This window comes from Sphingomonas flavalba, assembly GCF_004796535.1.
Lineage (GTDB): Bacteria > Pseudomonadota > Alphaproteobacteria > Sphingomonadales > Sphingomonadaceae > Sphingomonas_L > Sphingomonas_L flavalba.
The window spans coordinates 58,131-77,441 of the sequence record NZ_SPHY01000004.1; the positions used below are offsets into that span (position 1 = coordinate 58,131).

Sequence of the window (19,311 nt, forward strand, 5' to 3'; positions counted from 1 at the left end):
CGTCAATAGCGGGTGTCGAAGGTCACGGTCAGTTCGGCAGAGCCGTTGGCAGGCACCGGCACCTTCCACTCGACGCGGTCGGCCGACACCCGGTCGCCGGTCAGGCTCTGCGCCTCGATCCGCGCATCGCCCCACAGGCCGGCCTGCGCCAGATCGACGGTCACCGCATCCGGCCGAGCGTTGGTCAGCGTATAGCGCATCCGGGTGCGCCAGCGGCGGCTGGACAGGCGGGTCCGTTCCTCGACCACCGTCTTGACCTTGACGTCGAACGCCTCGCCGGTGCGGACCGCCATGCTCGACCCCATCGGCGTATGGTCGATCCGGTTCTCGCCGATGAACTGCGGGTTGCCGCGCGCGTCGCGCAGATAGACGCGCACCGTCCCCGCCGGCAGCTGGTCGCCAAGCCCGCCCTGTGCGGAAGTGGAGAATTTGAGCGCGGTCACCGCGCTGCGTGGCTGGTCGTTGCTGCCCAGCCAGCCGTTGACGAACTCATAGGCCTTGCGCGCCGGCGCGCCCTTCACGTCGAGGAAGCTGACCTGTTTCTGCTGGGCATTGGCGATCGTCGTGCGTTCCTTCAGCGGGTAGAGATAGTAATCCCCCAGCCGCTCGCGCGTGCCGCTTTCGGTGCCGGCCTCCTCAAGGCTGTCGACCGGCATCGGCCGGACCATGCGGCGGGTGTTGCCGCTGCCGCTGTTGACGTTGCCGGCGACAAGCAGGGTGTCCGCCCGCGCAAAGCTGGTGCCGGTATTGTTGGTCAGCGTCACCCAGCCCTGCATGTCGATCGTGCCCTTGCCTTCGTCGAACAAGGCGACATAGTCGCTGGTCCAGCCGAGACCGGGGGTCAGGTAGGACAGGCGGGCCGGGATCGTTTCGGCCCGCGCGGCGTCGATCGTCACCGACAGGGTCGGGCGGGCGCGCAGATTGTCCGGCACCTTGTCGAACACGACGCGCACCGGCAGGCCGTCGTCGCGCAGCACCTCTATCCGCTGGCCGATCTGCAGGACGATACCGCCGTTCGCGGCCAGCACCTTCGCCTGTTCGCGGGTTTCGGCGCCGGTCGCCGGGTTGGTGCGGACGATGGTGATCGTCTGGCCGACCGCCTTTTCCATCAGCTTGTCCGGCGACAGCAGGTCAAAATCGAAATTCTGCTCGACGATGGCGATGCCCGCGCCGGCGAGGGTGACGGTTTCCGGCCGGATCTGGGCGGAAACGTCCGGAAATTCCTGGCGGGACCGGCCGGCGGCGACGCTCAGCTGGCGCGTGTCCTGCACCAGCGCCAGATTGTTGTTGTAGATGGTGACCGACAGATCGCCTTGCGCGGATTGGGCGAAAGCGGGCGTCGACAGCCCGGCCAGCAACAGCATCAGTCGATATCGCATCGTCGTCCCCGTATCACCTGCGCCATGGCGAGAATGGCCAAATTGCATCGACTTGCCTAGCGATGATTGCACGGTACGCGAGCAGCCGGGCGGCCCGGCATGGCGCGGTGGGGACAAGGCACTATATGAAGTGCGGGCACCGCGGCGCGCGTGGGCACATGGAGCGAAGGAGTCGGGCGTGGTTTCAATCGTCGGCGTGTCGGGCAGCCTCAGACGGCACTCGTTCAACGGCGGCTTGCTGCGGGCGGCGGCGAAGGCGATGCCGGCCGGTTCGGCGCTGACCACGGCATCGATCGCCGGGGTGCCGCTCTACAACGCCGACGACGAGGCGGCGCAAGGCATTCCCGCTGCCGTCGCGGCGCTGAAGGAAGCGATCGCCGGGGCGGACGGGCTGTTGCTGGTCACGCCGGAATACAACAACGGCATTCCCGGCGTGTTCAAGAACGCGATCGACTGGGCTTCGCGCCCCGCCGACGACATCGGTCGGGTGTTCGGCGGCAAGCCGGTGGCGGTGATCGGCGCCTCGCCCGGCGGCTTCGGCACGCTGCTCGCCCAGGATTCGTGGCTCAGCGTTCTGCGCACCCTTGGCACCCGGCCGTGGTTCGAGGGGCGGCTGCTCGTTTCCCGCGCCGGCGCCGCCTTTGACGCGCAAGGCAATCTGACCGACGATACGGTGGCGGAACGGCTGCGCGGCTTTCTCGCCGGGTTCGCGGCGTTCGTGGAAAGGAGCAGAACATGAGCGACAAGGTCAGAGCCCGCGTTTCAGAAAACGGCGACAGCGCGTTCAGCGTGCGGGTGGATGCGGGCGGCATCGCCTTCGTCGGCGACGAACCGGTGGCGATGGGCGGCGGCGGGCTTGGCCCCAACCCTTATGAGTTGCTGAGCGCCGCGCTGGCCGAGTGCACGGCGATGACGGTGCGCTGGTACGCCCGGCAGCACGACTGGCCGGTCGAGCATGTCGCGGTCGAGGTGACGCACGAGAAAGGCCCGATCGAGGGGCAGGCGCGCCCCGGCGACATATTCCACAAGACGGTCGCGATCCGCGGCGATGCGCTGAGCGAGGACCAGCGCAGGCGACTGATCGACGTCGCCGCCAAATGCCCGGTGCACCGCACGCTCGAGGGAACGCCGTCGATCACCACCAGCACGGCGGAGGCGGTCCATGTCTGAGCCGGCGGACCATCCGGTGACCGGCGCGCAATGCCGGGCGGCGCGGGCATTGGTCGAATGGCCGCGCGATCATGTCGCGGCGCGGGCGCATATTCCCGTCGCCGCGCTCGCCGATTTCGAAGCCGGCATCGGCAGCCTTGATGACGAGGCGCGCCGGCGGCTGCGCCAGGCGCTGGAATCAGGGGGTGCGGTGTTCATCCCCGAAAATGGTGGCGGGGGCATCGGCGTCCGCCTGCGTTTCAGCAGCGGCGACGTCCGCGTTCTCAACAAATGGGAAGGCGAAGGCGGCCAGGTCGGCGACGACGACGTCTAGCAAGAGTGTGCGGTGCCCGCCCAGCCCCCCAACCACCCGCCATCTCCCTTCCGGGATGCCGGCGTTGGGACGCCGGGCGGGGGGCTGGAGGGCGGTGCCGTCAGTTGGTTACCGGGCGGCTGAAGCGGCGGCTGACCCGGTCCTCAAGCCGGTCGGCCAGCGAGCGCCGGATCGGCTGGCCGGACAGCAGCTTGCGCCAGGTGTTGTAGCTGATTCCGAACTGCGCCTGTAGCGTTTCGTCAGTCTGGCCGGTGCAGTTGTCGACCATGTGGTCGACCACGGCCGGGTCTACGGCGCGCACAGCCCGGCCTCCGGAGCCGCCAGCCTTCATGTTCCTCTCCCTCATTCGTTCTTCGCTTTGTCAGTTCACCAAATCGTGTGGAACGGCGCTGCCGTCGCGCAACGCGTCGGGGAGCAGCGCCTGCGGCATGTCCTGGTAGCAGACCGGGCGCAGGAAGCGGCGGATCGCCAGCGTCCCGACCGACGTCGAACGCCCGTCCGATGTCGCCGGGAACGGGCCGCCATGAACCATCGCCGGGCTGACCTCGACGCCGGTGCCGAAGCCGTTGACCAGCAGCCGGCCGGCCTTGTCCTCCAGCGCCGGCAGCAGCGTCCGTGCCGCCGGCAGGTCGGCATCGGCCAGGTGCAGCGCAATGGTCAGCTGTCCCTCCATCGCCTCGATGATCCGCCGCAGCATCGCCATGTCCGGCACCCGGACGAGCACGGAGCTTGGCCCAAAGGTCTCTTCCTGAAGACGCGGGTCAGCGAGGAAACTGTCAGCGTCGGTCTCGAACAGCGCCGCCTGCGCCTGATGCGGGCCGGACGGGGCCGCGCCGCGAACCAGCGTCGCGACCGCTGAATGGCCGGCGAGCGCGCCGACCTGCCGGTCGTAGGCGGCGTGGATACCGGCGGTCAGCATCGTCTGCGCGCCGCTTTCCGCCAGCTTGGCCTGCGCGCCAGCGATGAAGCTGTCGACCCCCGGCCCGTCGAGCGCGAGGACGACGCCGGGATTGGTGCAGAACTGGCCGGCGCCAAGCTGGAGCGCGGCGGCGAACGCCTCGCCGATCGCCTCGCCGCGTTCGGCAAGGGCGCCGGGGAACAGCAGCACCGGGTTGACGCTGCTCATTTCCGCATAGACCGGGATCGGCTGATGCCGCGCCGCCGCCGTCGCCATCAGCGCCAGGCCGCCGGCGCGCGATCCGGTAAAGCCGACCGCCTTGATCCGCGGATCGTTGACCAGCGCCTGGCCGACCGCGTTGCCCGGCCCCTGGAGCAGCGAAAACACGCCTTCGTGCAGGCCGCAGGCGGCGACCGCGTCGCGGATCGCGGTGCCGATCAGCGCCGAGGTGCCGGGGTGCGCGGGATGGGCACGCACCACCACCGGACAGCCGGCGGCAAGCGCGGAGGCGGTGTCGCCGCCAGCGACCGAGAAGGCGAGCGGGAAGTTCGACGCGCCGAACACCGCGACCGGCCCGATCGCGACGTTGCGCAGCCGGAGGTCGACGCGGGGCAGCGGCTTGCGGTCCGGCTGGGCCGGGGCGATGCGCGCGTCGAGCCAGGTGCCGGAGCGGACGAGATCGGCGAATAGGCGCAACTGGCCGACGGTGCGGCCGCGTTCGCCCTCGACGCGGGGACGGGGCAGGCCGCTTTCCGCCATGACCCGTTCGATCAGCGCGTCGTCGAGCTTCAGGATATTGTCGGCGATGGTTTCGAGGAAGGCAGCGCGATCGGCGAGGCTGGTTTCGCGGTAGGTTATCAGCGCTTCATCAGCGAGCGAACATGCCTGTTGGACGTCGGCCGCGGTGGCGCCGCCGAACACCGGGTCGAGCGCCTCGCCGGTGGCGGGGTTGATCCCGCGCAGCGGTTCTCCGCCGCCGGTGACCGGCGTGGCGCCGATCAGCATTTCACCAGTGAGCGGGGAATTTCCGGACGCCATAAAGAACCCTTTCAACCTGGAGAGGCCGCGCCGGGGAGCGACGCGGCCCACCCTCCCGCGACCGCGTTTCGCCGGCATGACAGGGGCCATCCGCGAAAACGCGGCGTGCCGGTCTGCGTGACGATCCTGAATCCCGGTCGGACGGGAGATTCGTGATTATCGTATACGATATTGTCCCCAACCGTCCAGTCCGTCCGGATGATTTTTTGCATCAGTAGAAACAATATATCATGATTATGGATACATCAACCGGGCGCCGCGCCGATGCGAAAGCGCGCCTCCATTCTGGCGCGCGATCGCCTAGACTGGCGCGATGACCAGACGATTCGCCGCATTGGCCCTGATCCTCGCCCTCGCCGCGCCGGCCTTCGCCCAGGACGCCGCACCGGCGCCCACACCCACCCCGCCGCCCGCCGAGACGGTGGCCGTGGTTCTGGAGACCAGCGCGGGCGCGATCACCCTGGCGCTGGAGAAGGAGCGTGCGCCGGTCACCACCGCCAATTTCCTGCGCTATGTCGACCAGAAGAAGCTGGACGGCACGACCTTCTATCGCGCCGTCAACGTCGTGGCGGATTTCGGCCTGATCCAGGGCGGCACGATCGGTGAGGCGAAGCGGACGCTGCCGCCGATCGCACACGAGCCGACCAGCACCACCGGCCTGACCCATACCGACGGCACGATTTCAATGGCGCGGGCCGAGCCGGGCACCGCCGCCGGCGATTTCTTCATCACTGTCGGCGACATGCCGTCGATGGATGCCGATCCGAGCCAGCCCGGCGACAATGCCGGCTATGCCGCGTTCGGCCATGTCATCGCCGGCATGGACGTCGTGCGCGGCATCCTGGCGGCGCCGACATCGCCGACCGAGGGCGAGGGTTCGATGATCGGGCAGATGCTGTCGCCGCGCATCACCATCCTGTCGGCGCGGCGGGTGGTGCCGGCGCCGCCGCCGTCGGCGCGCTGACGGTCGACAAGCGCCGGGTGACGGCCTAAGGGCCCGGGCCATGCGAGGGTGGTCACAGCGGATGAGCGGGGCACGCGCTGGGCTGGCGCCGCTGCTCGTCGTCCTCGCCCTGCTGCTGCGCGTGATGATCCCGGCCGGCTGGATGCCGATGGCGGGCGGCGGCTACGCGATCACGCTATGCACCGGCATGGGCGCGGTGTCCGCCTGGGTCGACGCCGACGGGCAGATCCACAAGGACAAGCCGCCGATCGATTCGCGCGGCGACGGCCATTGCATTTTCGCCGGTTTCGCCGCGGCGCTGACCCTGCCCGACGCGATCGCCGCCCCGGCGGTGCCGGTGGCGATCGCCGCCGCGCTGCTGCCGGTCGCGCTGTTCGACGGCGGGACGATCGGGCGCGGCCTTGCCGCCCCGCCGCCACCGCCGACCGGCCCGCCCCACCGCCTCTGAACCGCCGCCGTGCCGACCCGAACCCCGTTCGGGCGGCGCGGTTGTTTGTTGAGAGGCGAGCGCCCGGCCGGGCGTCCGCCCGGTTCGAGGTATTTCCATCATGCAGACCATCACCCGTTTGGCGGGCGGCGCCTTCGCGTCCGTGCTCGCCCTGTCCGTTTCGCTGTCCCTGTCCGCCCCCGCCCGTGCCGAAAGCGAAGCGGATGCACCGACGATCGTCGTCACCGCGCAGGACGCGATCGACGAAGCTCGCGCCACGCTCGCGCTCAGCCCCGGCGGCGTCGACCTGATCGATGCCGCCAGCTTCGCCGACACCGTTGCGGTGTCGCTGCGCGACGCGCTGGCCTTTTCCCCCGGCGTCTACGCCCAGCCGCGCTTCGGGCAGGAGGTGCGGCTGTCGATCCGCGGTTCCGGGATCAGCCGCGGGTTCCACATGCGCGGCCTGACCCTGCTGCAGGACGGCATCCCGATCAACCTGGCCGACGACAACGGCGATTTCCAGGAGCTTGATCCACAGGTCTTCCAGCATATCGAGGTCTATCGCGGCGCCAACGCGCTGCGCCTCGGCGGGTCGACGCTGGGCGGGGCGATCAACGCGGTGACGCCGACCGGGCGCACCGCCCCCACCGCCGAGCTGCGGATCGACGGCGGCAGTTTCGCTACTGTCCGCGCCAAGGCGGCGGCCGCTTTCGCCACCGAACGCGGCGACGCCTATCTGGCGCTGACCACCGACCGCTCCGACGGCGACCGCGCCCATGCCGACCGCCACGCGATGCGTTTCACCGGGAATGCCGGGCTGCGGCTGGGCGAGCGGGTGGAGACGCGCTTCTACGCCACGCTCAGCCACATTCGCCAGAATCTGCCGGGAGCGCTGACGCTCGACCAGGCGCTGACCACGCCGGCGCTGTCGCTGCCCGACAATATCGTGAAGGATCAGGAACGCGACATCGATTCGCTGCGGTTGCAGAACCGCACCGTGGTGACGCTGGAGGGCGGCGCGATCGCGTTCGGTGCCTTCTACAACGCCAAGCAGCTCTATCACCCGATCTTCCAGTTGCTCGACCAGAAGGCGCGGGACCGGGGCGTGTTCGCCAGCCTCGACCTAGCTGGGCGGGTCGGCGGCGTCGATGTCGCGCTGACCCTGGGCAGCCAGGCGCGGTTCGGCATCGTCGCGGCGCGCCAGTATCTGAACGTCGGCGGCAAGCGCGGCGCCCAGACCGGCGACGCCCGCCAGACGGCGCGGACGATCAACAGCTATGGCGAATTGCGGGTCACGCCGGTCGCCGGGCTGACCCTGATCGCCGGTGGCATCCACAGCCACGGCCGGCGCGCGGTCGACAACCGGCTGAACCCGGCGATGAGCGACGCGCGCAGCTACGACCTGTTCGCGCCCAAGTTCGGGGTGCTGTGGGCGCCGGCCGACGCGGTGCAGGTCTATGCCAACCATGCCCGCTCGATCGAGCTGCCCGGTTTCCTGGAGCTGGTCCAGCAGCCGGTGCAGGGTTTCGTGCCGCTCGACGCCCAGCGCGCCTGGACGACGGAGATCGGCACGCGCGGCCATGCCGGCATCGCCCGCTGGGACATCAGCCTCTACCGCGCCAATGTGCGCGGCGAGATGCTGCAATTCCTCGTCACGCCGGACGTGCCGGCCGCGGCCTTCAACGCCGGGCGGACCCGCCATCAGGGTATCGAGGCCGGGCTTGAGCTGGCGCTGGCGCCATGGGCGCGGTTGCGGCAGGTGTACCAGTATAATGATTTCCGCTTCCGCGCCGACGCGGCATATGGCGACAACCGCCTGCCGGTGGTGCCGCGCCACCAGTACCGCGCCGAATTGCGGCTGGGGACCGACCGGCTGAGCCTGTCGCCGAACATCGAGTGGACGCCGCGCGGCGGCTGGGCGGATTATGCGAACAGCGTCCGCGCGCCGGGCTATGCGCTGTTCGGGCTGGGCGCGGAGGCGGTGCTGCGCGACGGCGTCACCCTGTTCGTCGACGCGCGCAACCTGACCGGCAAGAAGGCGGTCGGCGATATTTCGGCGGTGATCGCCGCCAATGCCGGCACCGTCGCCTTCTATCCGGTTGAACGGCGGGCGCTTTACGGCGGGCTGCGCGCCGCTTTCTGAACCCGCGTCGCTTGAGCCTGTCACACGGGAGGGGTAGATGCTGGTCATGACGGAACAGACCAGCCAAGCCATCCTCGACCAGCTCAGCCGCATCTACGACGAGGCGGTCGCGGCGTTGCGGGAGGCGATCGAGGCGTTTGTCGCGCACGGCGAACGCCCCGATCCCACTCGTCGCGCCGCCGGCGTCTTCGCCTACCCGGAATTGCGGATCACCTATCGCGGCGATGCGCCGGTGCCGCCGCCGCTGCGCGCCTTTGGCCGGCTGACCGCGCCGGGGCGCTACACAACCACCGTCACCCGCCCGGAATTGTTCCGCGCCTATCTGGTCGAGCAGATCGCCCTGCTGATCGACGGGTACGGCGTATCGGTCGAGGTCGGGCGCAGTAACCAGGAGATTCCGTTCCCCTATGTGCTGGACCCGGGCCACGAACTGGCACTGGACGGGGTGGAGCCGACCGAGCTGGCGCGCTGGTTCCCGGCGACCGAGCTGGCCTATATCGGCGACGAGGTGGCCGACGGCACGTTCAGCGGCGATGACGGCACGCCCCGGCCGCTGGCGCTGTTCGACGGGCTGCGCACCGATTTCTCGCTGGCACGGCTGCGCCATTACACCGGCACGCCGCCGGAGCATGTCCAGCGTTACGTGTTGTTCACCAACTATCACCGCTATGTCGACGAATTCGTCCGCTGGGCCTGCGCCGAGCTGAAGGGCAACGACCACTATGCCGCGCTGTCCGGCGCCGGCGGGCTGTACGTCACCCGCGACGATGCCGACCCGGAGCGGGTGATCTCCGACAGCGCCTGGCGCCGGCACCAGATGCCGGCCTATCACCTGATCGCGCCGGACCGGTCGGGGATCAGCCTAGTCAACATCGGCGTCGGCCCGTCCAACGCCAAGACGATCACCGACCATATGGCGGTGGTGCGGCCGGAGGCGTGGCTGATGATCGGCCATTGCGGCGGCCTGCGCCCCAGCCAGCGGATCGGCGATTATGTGCTGGCCCACGCCTATCTGCGCGACGACCATGTGCTGGACGAGATGTTGCCGCCCGAAATCCCCGTCCCGGCGATCGCCGAGGTGCAGCAGGCGCTGGCCCGCGCGGCGGAAACGGTTTCAGGCGAGACGCCGGAGGCGCTGAAACGGCGGCTGCGCACCGGCACCATCGTCACCACCGACGACCGCAACTGGGAATTGCGCTACAGCCGGTCGGCGCTGCGCTTCTCGCAATCCCGCGCCGTCGGCATCGACATGGAATCGGCGACGATCGCGGCGCAGGGCTATCGCTTCCGCGTGCCCTACGGCACGCTGCTCTGCGTGTCGGACAAGCCGCTGCACGGCGAACTGAAGCTGCCGGGGCAGGCCAACCGCTTCTACGAGCGGGCGATCAGCGAGCATATGCGGATCGGCATCGAAACCTGCGAGGAACTGCGCCGCGAGGGCACCCGCCTGCACAGCCGCAAGCTGCGCGCGTTCAACGAGCCGCCATTCCGCTAGAGGGCTATGGGGGGAGCGCGTGTGCCGCGCCCCCCCCATAGACGGCCCGTTCAGGCCGCGGTTTTGGCGCCCGGCTGGCGCGTGGTGCGCAGATAGGGCTTGTGGGTGGTCCAGCCGTCCGGGAACAGCTTCTTCGCTTCCTCGTCGCTGACCGAGGGGACGATGATTACGTCCTCGCCCTGCTTCCAGTCGGACGGGGTGGCGACCTTGTGGTTGTCGGTCAGTTGCAGGCTGTCGATCACGCGCAGCAGTTCCGGGAAGTTGCGGCCGGTCGACGCCGGATAGGTCAGCGTCATCCGCAGCTTCTTCGCCGAATCGATGACCAACACGGTCCTGACCGTGTTGGTGTCCGACGCGTTAGGGTGGATCAGATCGAGCGTGGTAGCAACCGAGCGGTCATGGTCGGCGATCAGTGGATAATTGAGCGCGGTGCCCTGCGTTTCGGCGATGTCCTTCGCCCAGCCGTGATGGCTGTCGACCGGGTCGACCGACAGGCCGAGCACCTTGACGCCGCGCTTGTCGAATTCCGGCTTCAGCCTGGCGACGGCGCCGAGTTCCGTCGTGCAGACCGGCGTATAGTCCTTCGGGTGGGAGAACAGGATGACCCAGCTGTCCCCGGCCCATTCGTAGAAATCGAGCTTACCCTCGGTCGAATCCTGGACGAAATTCGGCACGGTATCGGACAATTTAAGAGACACGTCAGTCCTCCTCACAAGAATGGGGGCGCGGCGCGCGTCGCCATGCGGAGGGCGGCAGCGCAAGGGCCACTGCAGCCTAGACTAGAACGATCGGTAAGATGTTGGAGGAACGAAATCTATTTCGCCGCAAAGCGAAGATTGTGGGCGCCGCTTCCACGCGCGGCGATCACCCTCTAGAGGTGGGAAATGTCGCTCGCGCTGAACGTCACCCGATCGATCCTCGGCCAGCCATGGCGCTGGCGCGCCGGGGGCGATGCCGGCGCCGACGCCGGTTTCGCGCCGGACGACCTGGTCACCCGCCTGCTGCTCAGCCGCGGCTGCCCGCGCGAGACGGTCGACGCCTACCGCGCGCCGAGCATCCGCGCGTTCATGCCCGATCCGTCGATCTTCCGCGACATGGACAAGGCGGCACAGCGCCTGGCCGACGCGGTGGCGGCGGGCGAAGCGGTCACCGTGTTCGGCGACTATGACGTCGACGGCGCGACCTCCGCCGCGCTGCTCGTCCGCCTGCTGCGCGCGCTTGGGCTGGCGCCGGCGGTCTACATCCCCGACCGGCTGATGGAAGGCTACGGCCCGTCGGGCGAGGCGCTGGTCAGGATCGCCGAGGGCGGCGCCCGGCTGATCGTCACCGTCGATTGCGGCGCGCAGGCGTTCGAGGCGATGGCGATGGCCAGGGCGGCCGGCGTCGACGTTATCGTCGTCGACCACCACAAATGCGCGGCGGCGCTGCCGGAAGCCTATGCGCTGGTCAATCCGAACCGGCTGGACGAGGCGGAGGGCGCCGCCCACGGCCATCTGGCGGCAGTCGGCGTCGCCTTCCTGCTCGGCGCCGCCCTGCTCCGCACCCTGCGCGCGCGGGGGTTCTTCGCGACGCGGGCGGAGCCGAAGCTGCTCGACCTGCTCGACCTGGTCGCGCTCGGCACCGTCGCCGACGTCGCGGCGCTGCGCGGCCTCAACCGCGCTTTCGTCGCCCAGGGGCTGAAGGTGATGGCCGGGCGGCGCAACACCGGCCTCGCCGCGCTCGCCGACGCGGCAAGGCTGAACCGCGCGCCGCTGTGCCACGACCTCGGCTTCGCGCTCGGCCCGCGGATCAACGCCGGCGGCCGGGTCGGCAAGTCCGACCTCGGCGTCCGCCTGCTGACCAGCGAGGACCCGGAGGAAGCGCGGGCGATCGCCGCCGAGCTCGACCGGCTGAACGAGGAGCGCCGGGCGATCGAGGCGGCGGTGCAGGCGGAGGCGGAACAACTGGCGACAGGCCAGGGCAACCGTGCGGTCGCGCTGGTCGCCGGGCAGGGCTGGCACCCCGGGGTGATCGGCATCGTCGCCGGGCGGTTGAAGGAAAAGCTGGGCCGGCCGGCGATCGTCATTGCCCTCGATGCCGACGGGATCGGCAAGGGATCGGGCCGCTCGGTCGCCGGCGTCGACCTGGGCGCGGCGGTGCTGGCGGCGAAGGACAGCGGCCTGCTGGTCGCCGGCGGCGGCCACGCGATGGCGGCGGGGCTGACCGTCGCCGCCGACCGGGTCGACGCGCTGGCCGAATTCCTCGACGCGCGGCTGGCCGCCGATGTCGCCCGCGCCGGCGACGGGCGGGTGCTGCTACTCGACGCGGTGGTCGCGCCGGGCGGCGTTGTTCCGACGCTGGTCGAGGCGCTGGAGGCTGGCGGCCCCTACGGCATGGGCTGGCCGGCGCCGCGCGTCGCCGCCGGGCCGGTCCGGGTGGTCAAGGCCAGCGTCGTCGGTGCCGGCCATGTCCGTGCGATCGTCTCCGGCGACGACGGCCGCAGCATCAAGACCGTCGCCTTCCGCGCCGCCGACAGCGCGCTCGGCCAGGCGCTGCTCGGTGCCCCGCCCGACCGCCGCCTGTGGCTGGCCGGTCGGGCGAAGATCGACGACTGGGGCGCGCGGCCGGCGGCGGAACTGCACGTCGACGATGCCGCCTGGCTCGATTGAGCCATTGACCCCCGCGCCCGAACCGAATAACCGCAACCGGCCTTCGGCAAGGCCCCTTCGTCTAGCGGTTAGGACGCGGCCCTTTCACGGCTGAAACACGGGTTCGATTCCCGTAGGGGTCACCAGAGTCCTCTTGCGGGGGATTCGGGCTATACCGCAAGCGGTTGATCCGTAATGCTTCCATAATGTGGCGGTTCTATTGGAACGGCCGGGCACGGCCGGATGTCGTTATATCGACGGCATATTTGGTCGATGAGGCGCCGATGTCGCGAGCCTATTCGAAGCGTTGATCGGGAATATGCAGTGGGCGGGCCGCGGCGAGCACGTCGCCGGCCACGGCGTTTCGGCCCGGGATCGTGCCCGGCTCCACGCGCTCGCCCACCTGCACGATATGGGAAAGGCGAACCGGGGCGCACGCTGGCGGCGATCATCGATAGCTGGGGCGCGCTGGTCGCCGAAGGCGGTTCCCCCGCACCTGCCGGGATCAGGGAGAAGCCATATCTTTTTGTGTCGGCCGGGCTAAAACTGCATATCCAGCTCCACGACATCGGCGCGCGGCGACCGATTGTCGGGAGCAGGCGGGGAGGATCGGACGATGCGGGGAGGAATTTCGAAGCACATCCCGTGGATCGCGCTGGCGATCGTCGGCTTCGTCGCGCTCCTCGTCCTTGCGGTTTCGCGCGGGGAGCCGGTCAGCGCGCTGTGGATCGTCGCCGCCTCGGTCTCCTGCTTCCTCGTCGCCTATCGCTATTACGCGCTCTACATCGGCCGCCGCGTGATGCGGCTCGATCCGGCGAGGCCGACGCCCGCCGTCTATCGCGCCGACGGGCTCGACTATGTGCCGACGGACCGGCGCGTGCTGTTCGGCCACCATTTCGCCGCCATTGCCGGGGCCGGGCCGCTGGTGGGGCCGGTGCTGGCGGCGCAGATGGGCTATCTGCCCGGAACGCTGTGGATCATCTTCGGCGTCGTCCTGGCCGGCGCGGTGCAGGATTTCATGGTCCTGTTCATCTCGATGCGGCGCGACGGGCGCTCGCTTGGCGAACTGGTCCGCATGGAGATGGGGGCGGTGGCCGGCACCATCGCGCTGGTCGGCACGTTCGTCATCATGGTGATCATCCTCGCCGTATTGGCGCTGATCGTCGTGCGCGCGCTGGCCGACAGCCCATGGGGCATGTTCACCGTCGTCGCCACCGTGCCGCTGGCGATGCTGATGGGCGTCTATACGCGCTGGATCCGGCCGGGGCACATCGGCGAGGTCTCGCTGCTCGGCTTCGCCGGGCTGCTGCTCGCCATCGTCTATGGCCAGAGCGTCGCCGCGTCGCCCGTCTGGGGGCCGCTGTTCACCTTCACCCCGGTGCAGCTCTGCTGGATTCTCGTCGGCTATGGCGCCGTGGCCTCGATCCTGCCGGTCTGGCTGCTGCTCGCCCCGCGCGACTATCTTTCCACCTTCCTCAAGATCGGGGCCATCGCCGCCCTGGCGATCGGCATCGTCATCATGGCGCCACCGCTGCAGATGCCGGCGCTCACCCGGTTCGTCCACGGCGGCGGGCCGGTGTGGTCGGGCGCGCTGTTTCCCTTCCTGTTCATCACCATCGCCTGCGGCGCCGTCTCGGGCTTTCACGCGCTGATCGCGAGCGGCACCACGCCTAAGCTGATCGCCACCGAGGCGGATGCGCCGCTCATCGGCTATGGCGGCATGCTGATGGAGGCGTTCGTCGCGATCATGGCCCTGATCGGCGCGTCGATCCTCGATCCCGGCCTGTATTTCGCGATGAACAGCCCGGCCGCGCTGATGGGCGCGACCCCCGAAACCGCCGCCGCCGCGGTGACGGCGATGGGTTTCCCGATCGCGCCCGACATGCTGGCGCAAACCGCGAGGGACGTGGGCGAAGCCTCGATCATCTCGCGCACCGGCGGCGCGCCGACGCTGGCCGTCGCCATGGCGGAGATTTTCAGCCATGTCGTCGGCGGCCCGGCGATGAAGGCCTTCTGGTATCATTTCGCCATATTGTTCGAGGCGCTGTTCATCCTGACCGCCGTCGATGCCGGCACGCGCGCCGGGCGCTTCATGCTGCAGGACCTGATCGGGCTGGTAGCGCCCTCGTTCCGGTCGACCGACTCCTTCGTCGCCGGGCTGGTGGCCACCGGGCTGTGCGTCGCCGCCTGGGGCTTCTTCCTCTATCAGGGCGTCACCGATCCGCTGGGCGGGGTGAACACCCTCTGGCCGGTGTTCGGGATTTCGAACCAGATGCTGGCGGCCATCGCGCTGATGCTGGGCACCGTCGTCCTGTTCCGCATGAAGCAGGACCGCTACGCCTGGGTTACGGTGGTGCCGACACTCTGGCTGCTGGTCTGCACCGTCAGCGCGGGATTGCTGAAGCTGGTCTCCGCCGATCCGGCGGTGAGCTTCGTCGCGCACGCACTGAAATTCTCCGACGCGGCCTCGCGCGGGGAGGTGCTGGCGCCGGCGGTCTCGATGGACGAGATGCGGCGCATCATCTTCAACGACTGGGTCGATGCCGGCCTGTGCGTGCTGTTCCTCGCCGTCGTGCTCAGCCTGCTGGTATTCACGATCCGCGCGATCGTCGCGGCCAGGCGGGCCGACACGCCCACCGCGCATGAAGTCCCGCCGCACGCGGTGCCGGCGGAGTGAGGCGGATGCTCCGCTTCGTGCGCGAGACCGCGCTGCTCATGGTCGGTCAGCCCAGCTACCGTGTCTATCTGGCGCACATGGCCGAACGCCACCCCGGTCGTCGGCCGATGAGCCGCGTCGAATTCTTCCGGGACCGCGAAAAAATGCGTTACGGCGGAAAAGGCGGCGGCCGCTGCTGCTGAGCGCCCCCACCGCCTGACAGCCGGCGGGCGCCTCGCCGCGCAACCCCCGATGCATTTTTCGGGCAGTGCGCTATCTTGGCCCGGCATGGCCGACCTATTCGCTTCCGACCCCGAACCCGCCGCCGCCCCGCTTGCCGACCGCCTGCGCCCCCATGCGCTGGCGGAGGTCGTCGGCCAGGACCATCTGACCGGGCCCGAAGGGGCGATCGGCCGGATGGTCGCCGCCGGGCGGCTATCGTCGATGATCCTGTGGGGGCCGCCAGGTACCGGCAAGACGACGATCGCGCGGCTGCTCGCCGACGCGGTCGGCCTGCGCTTCGAGGCGATCTCGGCGGTGTTCTCCGGCGTCGCCGACCTGAAGAAGGTGTTCGCGCAGGCCCGCGACCATGCTCGCGCCGGCCACCGCACGCTGCTGTTCGTCGACGAGATCCATCGCTTCAATCGCGCCCAGCAGGACGGCTTCCTGCCCTATGTCGAGGACGGCACCGTCACCTTGGTCGGCGCGACGACCGAGAACCCGTCCTTCGAGTTGAACGCGGCGCTGCTGTCGCGGGCGCAGGTGCTGATCCTCCACCGGCTGGACGCGGCGGCGCTGATGACGCTGCTCGACCGGGCGGAGGCGGCGGAGGGCCGGCCGCTGCCGCTGACCCCGGCGGCGCGCGAGGCGCTGGTTGCCAGCGCCGACGGCGACGGCCGCTTCCTGCTCAACCAGGCGGAGACGCTGTTCTCCGTCGCGCTGCCGGAACCGCTCGATCCGGCCGGGCTGTCGGCGCTGCTCCACCGCCGCCTCGCCGCCTACGACAAGGACCGCGAGGGGCATTACAACCTGATCTCGGCCCTGCACAAATCGCTGCGCGGGTCAGACCCGCAGGCCGCGCTCTACTACCTGGCGCGAATGCTCGTCGCCGGCGAAGAGCCGCTCTACGTTCTGCGCCGCCTCGTCCGCTTCGCGTCGGAGGATGTCGGCCTTGCCGACCCCCAGGCACTGGTCCAGTGCCTTGCCGCCAAGGACGCCTACGACTTCCTCGGCTCGCCGGAGGGCGAACTGGCGATCGTCCAGGCCTGCCTCTACCTGGCGACCGCGCCCAAATCGAATGCCGCCTACCGGGCGCAGAAGGCGGCGTGGCGCAGCGCGAAGGATAGCGGATCGCTGATGCCCCCGGCCCATATCCTCAACGCGCCGACCCGGCTGATGAAAGACATCGGCTACGGCAAGGATTACGCCTATGATCATGATCAGGCGGACGGATTCTCCGGCGCCAACTATTGGCCGGAAGGGATGCAGGCGCAGACCTTCTACCGCCCGGTCGAGCGCGGCTTCGAGAAGCGGATCGCCGAACGGATCGCCTATTGGGAGGATTTGCGTGCGCGCAAACGCGATTGACCGCCGCCTTGCCCCGGCGCTCGCCGCCGCGGCCCTGCTGTTGCTGCCGACGACCGGCACCGCCCAGCAACCGCCCGCGCCGGAGCAGGCGCCCTACGCCCGCGCCCTCGCCGCCGGCTACAAGGCCGCCTTCCTGTGCAGCGGCCTGTTCGTCGCCGGCCGCACCCAGGCGCAGGTCGAGGCGGAGGAACTGGTTGGCATCTACCCGGAATTGGAGCCGGTCATCCCGGCGCTCGCGGCAAAGGTCGACAGCGCCGCCAAGACGGTCTCGGTCGCGTTCGATGACGCGCTGCCGCCGCGCATCGCCGTCTGGCGCCCGCTGCTCGGCTGCGCGACACTGCCGATCGGCGCGGACGCCGCGACCGGGCGCAAGGTGCCGCGGCTGACCACGCTGGGCGGCGGCCCACAGGACAACCGGCCCTGGCCGATGGGCGACATGGGGGCAGGCGCGCCGGCCCATGGCGACGAGGCAGCGCTGGACAAGGCGGTCGCCGCCGCCTTCGACCGGCAAAGCTATGGCGCCGATACCGATACCACCGCCGTCATCGTCCTGCAGGACGGGCGGATCGTCGCCGAGCAGTATCGCGACGGCTTCGGCAAGAATATCGCCCAGCGCACCTGGTCGGTCGGCAAGAGTCTTGCCGGAACGCTGATCGGGCGCGCGGCGCAGGACGGCCTGATTGACCCCGCCACCCCGGCGCCGGTGCCGGAATGGCAGGCACCGGGCGATCCGCGCGCCGCGATCACCACCGACATGCTGCTGCGCATGGCGTCGGGCCTGCACAGCGACAGCGCCGGCAACCGCACCGACGCGCTCTATTTCGGCGGCACCACGGTGACCGAGCAGGCGCCAGGCTGGCCGCTGGAAGCCGCGCCGATGCAGCGTTTCCGCTACGCCAACAACGACATATTGCTGGCGATCCGGGGGCTGCGCGCCAGGCTGGGCGACGCGCGGATGCTGTCCTACCCCTATACGCTGTTCCAGCGCCTGGGCATGACCCGCACCGTCGCCGAAACCGACTGGCAGGGCAATTTCATCCTGTCGAGCCAGGTGTGGACGACGGCGCGCGACCTCGCCCGCTTCGGCCTGCTCTACGCGCAGGACGGCATGTGGCAGGGTGAACGCCTCCTGCCGGAAGGCTGGGCCGCCTATGTCCGCAAGCCCGCCGGGCCGCAGCCGGCGGAAGGGCCCGGCTACGGCGCGACATTCTGGCTGTTCGGCGAGGCGCAGGGCCTGCCCGCCGGCAGCTACGCCGCGCAGGGCAATCGCGGTCAGTATGTGATGATCGTGCCCGACCGGAATATCGTCGTCGTCCGCCTCGGCCTCGACTCCACCAGGGCGCGTTTCGCCATCGACCGCTTCACCGCCGCCATATTGGCGACCCTGCAGGCGCCGGGCGCCGGGGAATGACGCTCGACTGGAACCGGGTGGTCGACCATGCGCTCACCCTTCCGGATGCCGAGCGGGGTACCAGTTATGGCGCGCCGGCGGTCAAGGTCGCCGGCAACGGCCGCGTCTTCCTGTCGCCGGGGCGGGAGGACGGCTCCTTCTGCCTGCACATCGATCGTGACATGGTGGAGATGCTGAAGGAGTCCGATCCCGACACCTATTGGCAGACCGCCCACTATGCCGGCTGGCCGGCGGTGCTGGTCCGCTACGCCACCGCCGACCCGGGACGAGTGCTGGCGATGATCGGCCAGGCCCGTGACTGGAATGCGGCGCGGCCGAAGGTCCGGCGACGCGGCAAGGCGTGATTCCGCGCTTCACCCGCTTCGCCGCAATCGACTGGTCCGGTGCGAAGGGCGCGCGCCATCCCGGCATCGCGCTGGCGGTATGCGAACAAAGCGACACGGCGCCGGCTCTCGTCCCGCCGCCCGGCGGCGCCTGGTCGCGCACCGCGATCCGCGACTGGGTGCTGGCGCAACGCGATCCGGTGCTGATCGGCTTCGACTTCAGCTTCGCGCCGCCGCTGATCGAACGCGGCGCCTATCTGCCCGGCGATCCGGTGCCCGATCGGGCGAAGCCGTTCTGGGCCTATGTCGAACGGCTGTGCGACGATGTCGATCTGGGAGCGGCCAGCCTGCTCGAAACCCACCACCGCCGCCATTTCTATTTCGGCGCCGCCGACGGCCGCAAGGCGGACTATATGCACTTGCGGCGCTGCGAGGCGCACTACAATGCCGGCGGCGGCGGCAAGCCGTCGACCGTCTACGACGCGATCGGCGCGGCACAGGTGGCGAAGGCCAGTTTCGCCGGCATGCGCGTGCTCCATCACCTGGCCCGGCGCCTGCCCGTCTGGCCGTTCGACCCGGCGCCGACCGATGGCCCGCTGGTCGTCGAGATCTATACCGCCATCGCCGCGCGCGCCGCCGGGCTGCGCAAGGGGCGAAGCAAGCTGCGCGACCCGGTCGCGCTCGACGCGGCTCTGGCGGCGATGGGCAGCCGTCCCCACGCGCCGCTTATCCGCTATGACGATCACAGCACCGACGCGCTGCTCGCCGCCGCCTGGTTACGCCGTAACGCCGGCCGGCCGGCGCTGTGGCAGCCGCCGCCGCTCACCGCCGCGATTGCCGCAACCGAGGGCTGGACCTTCGGCGTCGTCTGACGCATGGG

At 69.8% G+C, this 19,311-nt stretch carries 18 protein-coding genes and 1 tRNA gene; 15 read left to right on the forward strand and 4 right to left on the reverse strand.

The annotated features are described in order from the left end of the window. Positions 1–2: 2 nt before the first annotated feature. The gene (locus tag E4A53_RS05645) at positions 3–1,379 is read right to left on the reverse strand and encodes a DUF4139 domain-containing protein (protein WP_136162129.1); all 1,377 of its coding nucleotides are present in this window, start codon (positions 1,377–1,379) and stop codon (positions 3–5) included. A 178-nt stretch (positions 1,380–1,557) separates the two neighbouring features. Here E4A53_RS05645 and E4A53_RS05650 point away from each other — a divergent pair, with 178 nt between their 5' ends. The 3 genes from E4A53_RS05650 to E4A53_RS05660 are packed head-to-tail and all read left to right on the forward strand — an operon-like array spanning position 1,558 to position 2,862. Further along, positions 1,558–2,118, forward strand: coding sequence for an NADPH-dependent FMN reductase (locus tag E4A53_RS05650; protein WP_206366255.1), 561 nt, complete (start codon positions 1,558–1,560; stop codon positions 2,116–2,118). After that, complete coding sequence (locus E4A53_RS05655) at positions 2,115–2,549, forward strand: OsmC family protein (protein WP_136162131.1); 435 nt, start codon at positions 2,115–2,117, stop codon at positions 2,547–2,549. The genes E4A53_RS05650 and E4A53_RS05655 overlap by 4 nt, the downstream gene beginning before the upstream one ends. Further along, positions 2,542–2,862, forward strand: a complete 321-nt coding sequence (locus E4A53_RS05660) for a helix-turn-helix domain-containing protein (protein WP_136162132.1) — start codon at positions 2,542–2,544, stop codon at positions 2,860–2,862. Before E4A53_RS05655 ends, E4A53_RS05660 begins: the two co-directional genes overlap by 8 nt. Positions 2,863–2,962: 100 nt before the next feature. Here E4A53_RS05660 and E4A53_RS05665 read toward each other — a convergent pair whose 3' ends face one another. Both E4A53_RS05665 and E4A53_RS05670 read right to left on the reverse strand, forming a co-directional pair. After that, positions 2,963–3,163 (reverse strand): hypothetical protein, encoded by a 201-nt coding sequence (locus E4A53_RS05665; protein ID WP_239018149.1) that lies wholly within the window; start codon positions 3,161–3,163, stop codon positions 2,963–2,965. 60 nt (positions 3,164–3,223) lie between these two features. After that, on the reverse strand, positions 3,224–4,798 hold the full coding sequence (locus E4A53_RS05670) for an aldehyde dehydrogenase (NADP(+)) (RefSeq protein ID WP_136162134.1): 1,575 nt from the start codon (positions 4,796–4,798) through the stop codon (positions 3,224–3,226). Between the two features lie 313 nt (positions 4,799–5,111). Between E4A53_RS05670 and E4A53_RS05675 the strand changes: the two genes are divergently transcribed. From E4A53_RS05675 to E4A53_RS05690, 4 genes are all read left to right on the forward strand, one after another. Next, a complete protein-coding gene (locus E4A53_RS05675; protein ID WP_136162135.1) occupies positions 5,112–5,762 on the forward strand; it encodes a peptidylprolyl isomerase in 651 nt (216 codons plus the stop codon). Between the two features lie 61 nt (positions 5,763–5,823). Further along, positions 5,824–6,210 (forward strand): DUF2946 family protein, encoded by a 387-nt coding sequence (locus E4A53_RS05680; RefSeq protein ID WP_136162136.1) that lies wholly within the window; start codon positions 5,824–5,826, stop codon positions 6,208–6,210. 100 nt (positions 6,211–6,310) lie between these two features. Next, on the forward strand, positions 6,311–8,332 hold the full coding sequence (locus E4A53_RS05685) for a TonB-dependent receptor family protein (RefSeq protein ID WP_136162137.1): 2,022 nt from the start codon (positions 6,311–6,313) through the stop codon (positions 8,330–8,332). A 46-nt stretch (positions 8,333–8,378) separates the two neighbouring features. Next, positions 8,379–9,827, forward strand: a complete 1,449-nt coding sequence (locus tag E4A53_RS05690) for an AMP nucleosidase (RefSeq protein WP_136162275.1) — start codon at positions 8,379–8,381, stop codon at positions 9,825–9,827. A gap of 50 nt (positions 9,828–9,877) precedes the next feature. Here the strand turns inward: E4A53_RS05690 and E4A53_RS05695 are convergent, their stop codons facing one another. Further along, positions 9,878–10,525 carry a peroxiredoxin gene (locus E4A53_RS05695; protein WP_136162138.1) on the reverse strand — a complete coding sequence of 216 codons (648 nt, stop codon included), beginning with the start codon at positions 10,523–10,525 and terminating at the stop codon, positions 9,878–9,880. 186 nt (positions 10,526–10,711) lie between these two features. Between E4A53_RS05695 and recJ the strand changes: the two genes are divergently transcribed. The 8 genes from recJ (at position 10,712) to E4A53_RS05735 (ending at position 19,303) form a co-directional block, all read left to right on the forward strand. Then, positions 10,712–12,475 (forward strand): single-stranded-DNA-specific exonuclease RecJ, encoded by a 1,764-nt coding sequence (gene recJ, locus E4A53_RS05700; RefSeq protein WP_136162139.1) that lies wholly within the window; start codon positions 10,712–10,714, stop codon positions 12,473–12,475. Positions 12,476–12,525: 50 nt separating this feature from the next. Further along, positions 12,526–12,600, forward strand: a tRNA-Glu gene (locus E4A53_RS05705). 470 nt (positions 12,601–13,070) lie between these two features. After that, positions 13,071–15,131 carry a carbon starvation CstA family protein gene (locus tag E4A53_RS05710; protein ID WP_206366256.1) on the forward strand — a complete coding sequence of 687 codons (2,061 nt, stop codon included), beginning with the start codon at positions 13,071–13,073 and terminating at the stop codon, positions 15,129–15,131. 5 nt (positions 15,132–15,136) lie between these two features. Further along, on the forward strand, positions 15,137–15,313 hold the full coding sequence (locus E4A53_RS05715; protein WP_136162140.1) for a YbdD/YjiX family protein: 177 nt from the start codon (positions 15,137–15,139) through the stop codon (positions 15,311–15,313). Positions 15,314–15,398: 85 nt separating this feature from the next. Continuing rightward, a complete protein-coding gene (locus E4A53_RS05720; RefSeq protein ID WP_136162141.1) occupies positions 15,399–16,697 on the forward strand; it encodes a replication-associated recombination protein A in 1,299 nt (432 codons plus the stop codon). After that, positions 16,678–18,108, forward strand: coding sequence for a serine hydrolase domain-containing protein (locus E4A53_RS05725; RefSeq protein ID WP_239018150.1), 1,431 nt, complete (start codon positions 16,678–16,680; stop codon positions 18,106–18,108). Before E4A53_RS05720 ends, E4A53_RS05725 begins: the two co-directional genes overlap by 20 nt. Beyond that, a complete protein-coding gene (locus E4A53_RS05730; protein WP_136162142.1) occupies positions 18,105–18,452 on the forward strand; it encodes an MmcQ/YjbR family DNA-binding protein in 348 nt (115 codons plus the stop codon). Before E4A53_RS05725 ends, E4A53_RS05730 begins: the two co-directional genes overlap by 4 nt. Next, a complete protein-coding gene (locus E4A53_RS05735) occupies positions 18,449–19,303 on the forward strand; it encodes a hypothetical protein (protein ID WP_136162143.1) in 855 nt (284 codons plus the stop codon). The genes E4A53_RS05730 and E4A53_RS05735 overlap by 4 nt, the downstream gene beginning before the upstream one ends. Positions 19,304–19,311: the final 8 nt, after the last annotated feature.

Excerpts from the sequence above, each read along its gene's own strand:
- E4A53_RS05645 (WP_136162129.1), bottom strand. The coding sequence starts at position 1,379 with ATGCGATATCGACTGATGCTGTTGCTGGCCGGGCTGTCGACGCCCGCT.
- E4A53_RS05655 (WP_136162131.1), top strand. The coding sequence starts at position 2,115 with ATGAGCGACAAGGTCAGAGCCCGCGTTTCAGAAAACGGCGACAGCGCG.
- E4A53_RS05660 (WP_136162132.1), top strand. The coding sequence starts at position 2,542 with ATGTCTGAGCCGGCGGACCATCCGGTGACCGGCGCGCAATGCCGGGCG.
- E4A53_RS05670 (WP_136162134.1), bottom strand. The coding sequence starts at position 4,798 with ATGGCGTCCGGAAATTCCCCGCTCACTGGTGAAATGCTGATCGGCGCC.
- E4A53_RS05675 (WP_136162135.1), top strand. The coding sequence starts at position 5,112 with ATGACCAGACGATTCGCCGCATTGGCCCTGATCCTCGCCCTCGCCGCG.
- E4A53_RS05680 (WP_136162136.1), top strand. The coding sequence starts at position 5,824 with ATGAGCGGGGCACGCGCTGGGCTGGCGCCGCTGCTCGTCGTCCTCGCC.
- E4A53_RS05685 (WP_136162137.1), top strand. The coding sequence starts at position 6,311 with ATGCAGACCATCACCCGTTTGGCGGGCGGCGCCTTCGCGTCCGTGCTC.
- E4A53_RS05690 (WP_136162275.1), top strand. The coding sequence starts at position 8,379 with ATGACGGAACAGACCAGCCAAGCCATCCTCGACCAGCTCAGCCGCATC.
- recJ (WP_136162139.1), top strand. The coding sequence starts at position 10,712 with ATGTCGCTCGCGCTGAACGTCACCCGATCGATCCTCGGCCAGCCATGG.
- E4A53_RS05710 (WP_206366256.1), top strand. The coding sequence starts at position 13,071 with ATGCGGGGAGGAATTTCGAAGCACATCCCGTGGATCGCGCTGGCGATC.
- E4A53_RS05715 (WP_136162140.1), top strand. The coding sequence starts at position 15,137 with ATGCTCCGCTTCGTGCGCGAGACCGCGCTGCTCATGGTCGGTCAGCCC.
- E4A53_RS05720 (WP_136162141.1), top strand. The coding sequence starts at position 15,399 with ATGGCCGACCTATTCGCTTCCGACCCCGAACCCGCCGCCGCCCCGCTT.
- E4A53_RS05730 (WP_136162142.1), top strand. The coding sequence starts at position 18,105 with ATGACGCTCGACTGGAACCGGGTGGTCGACCATGCGCTCACCCTTCCG.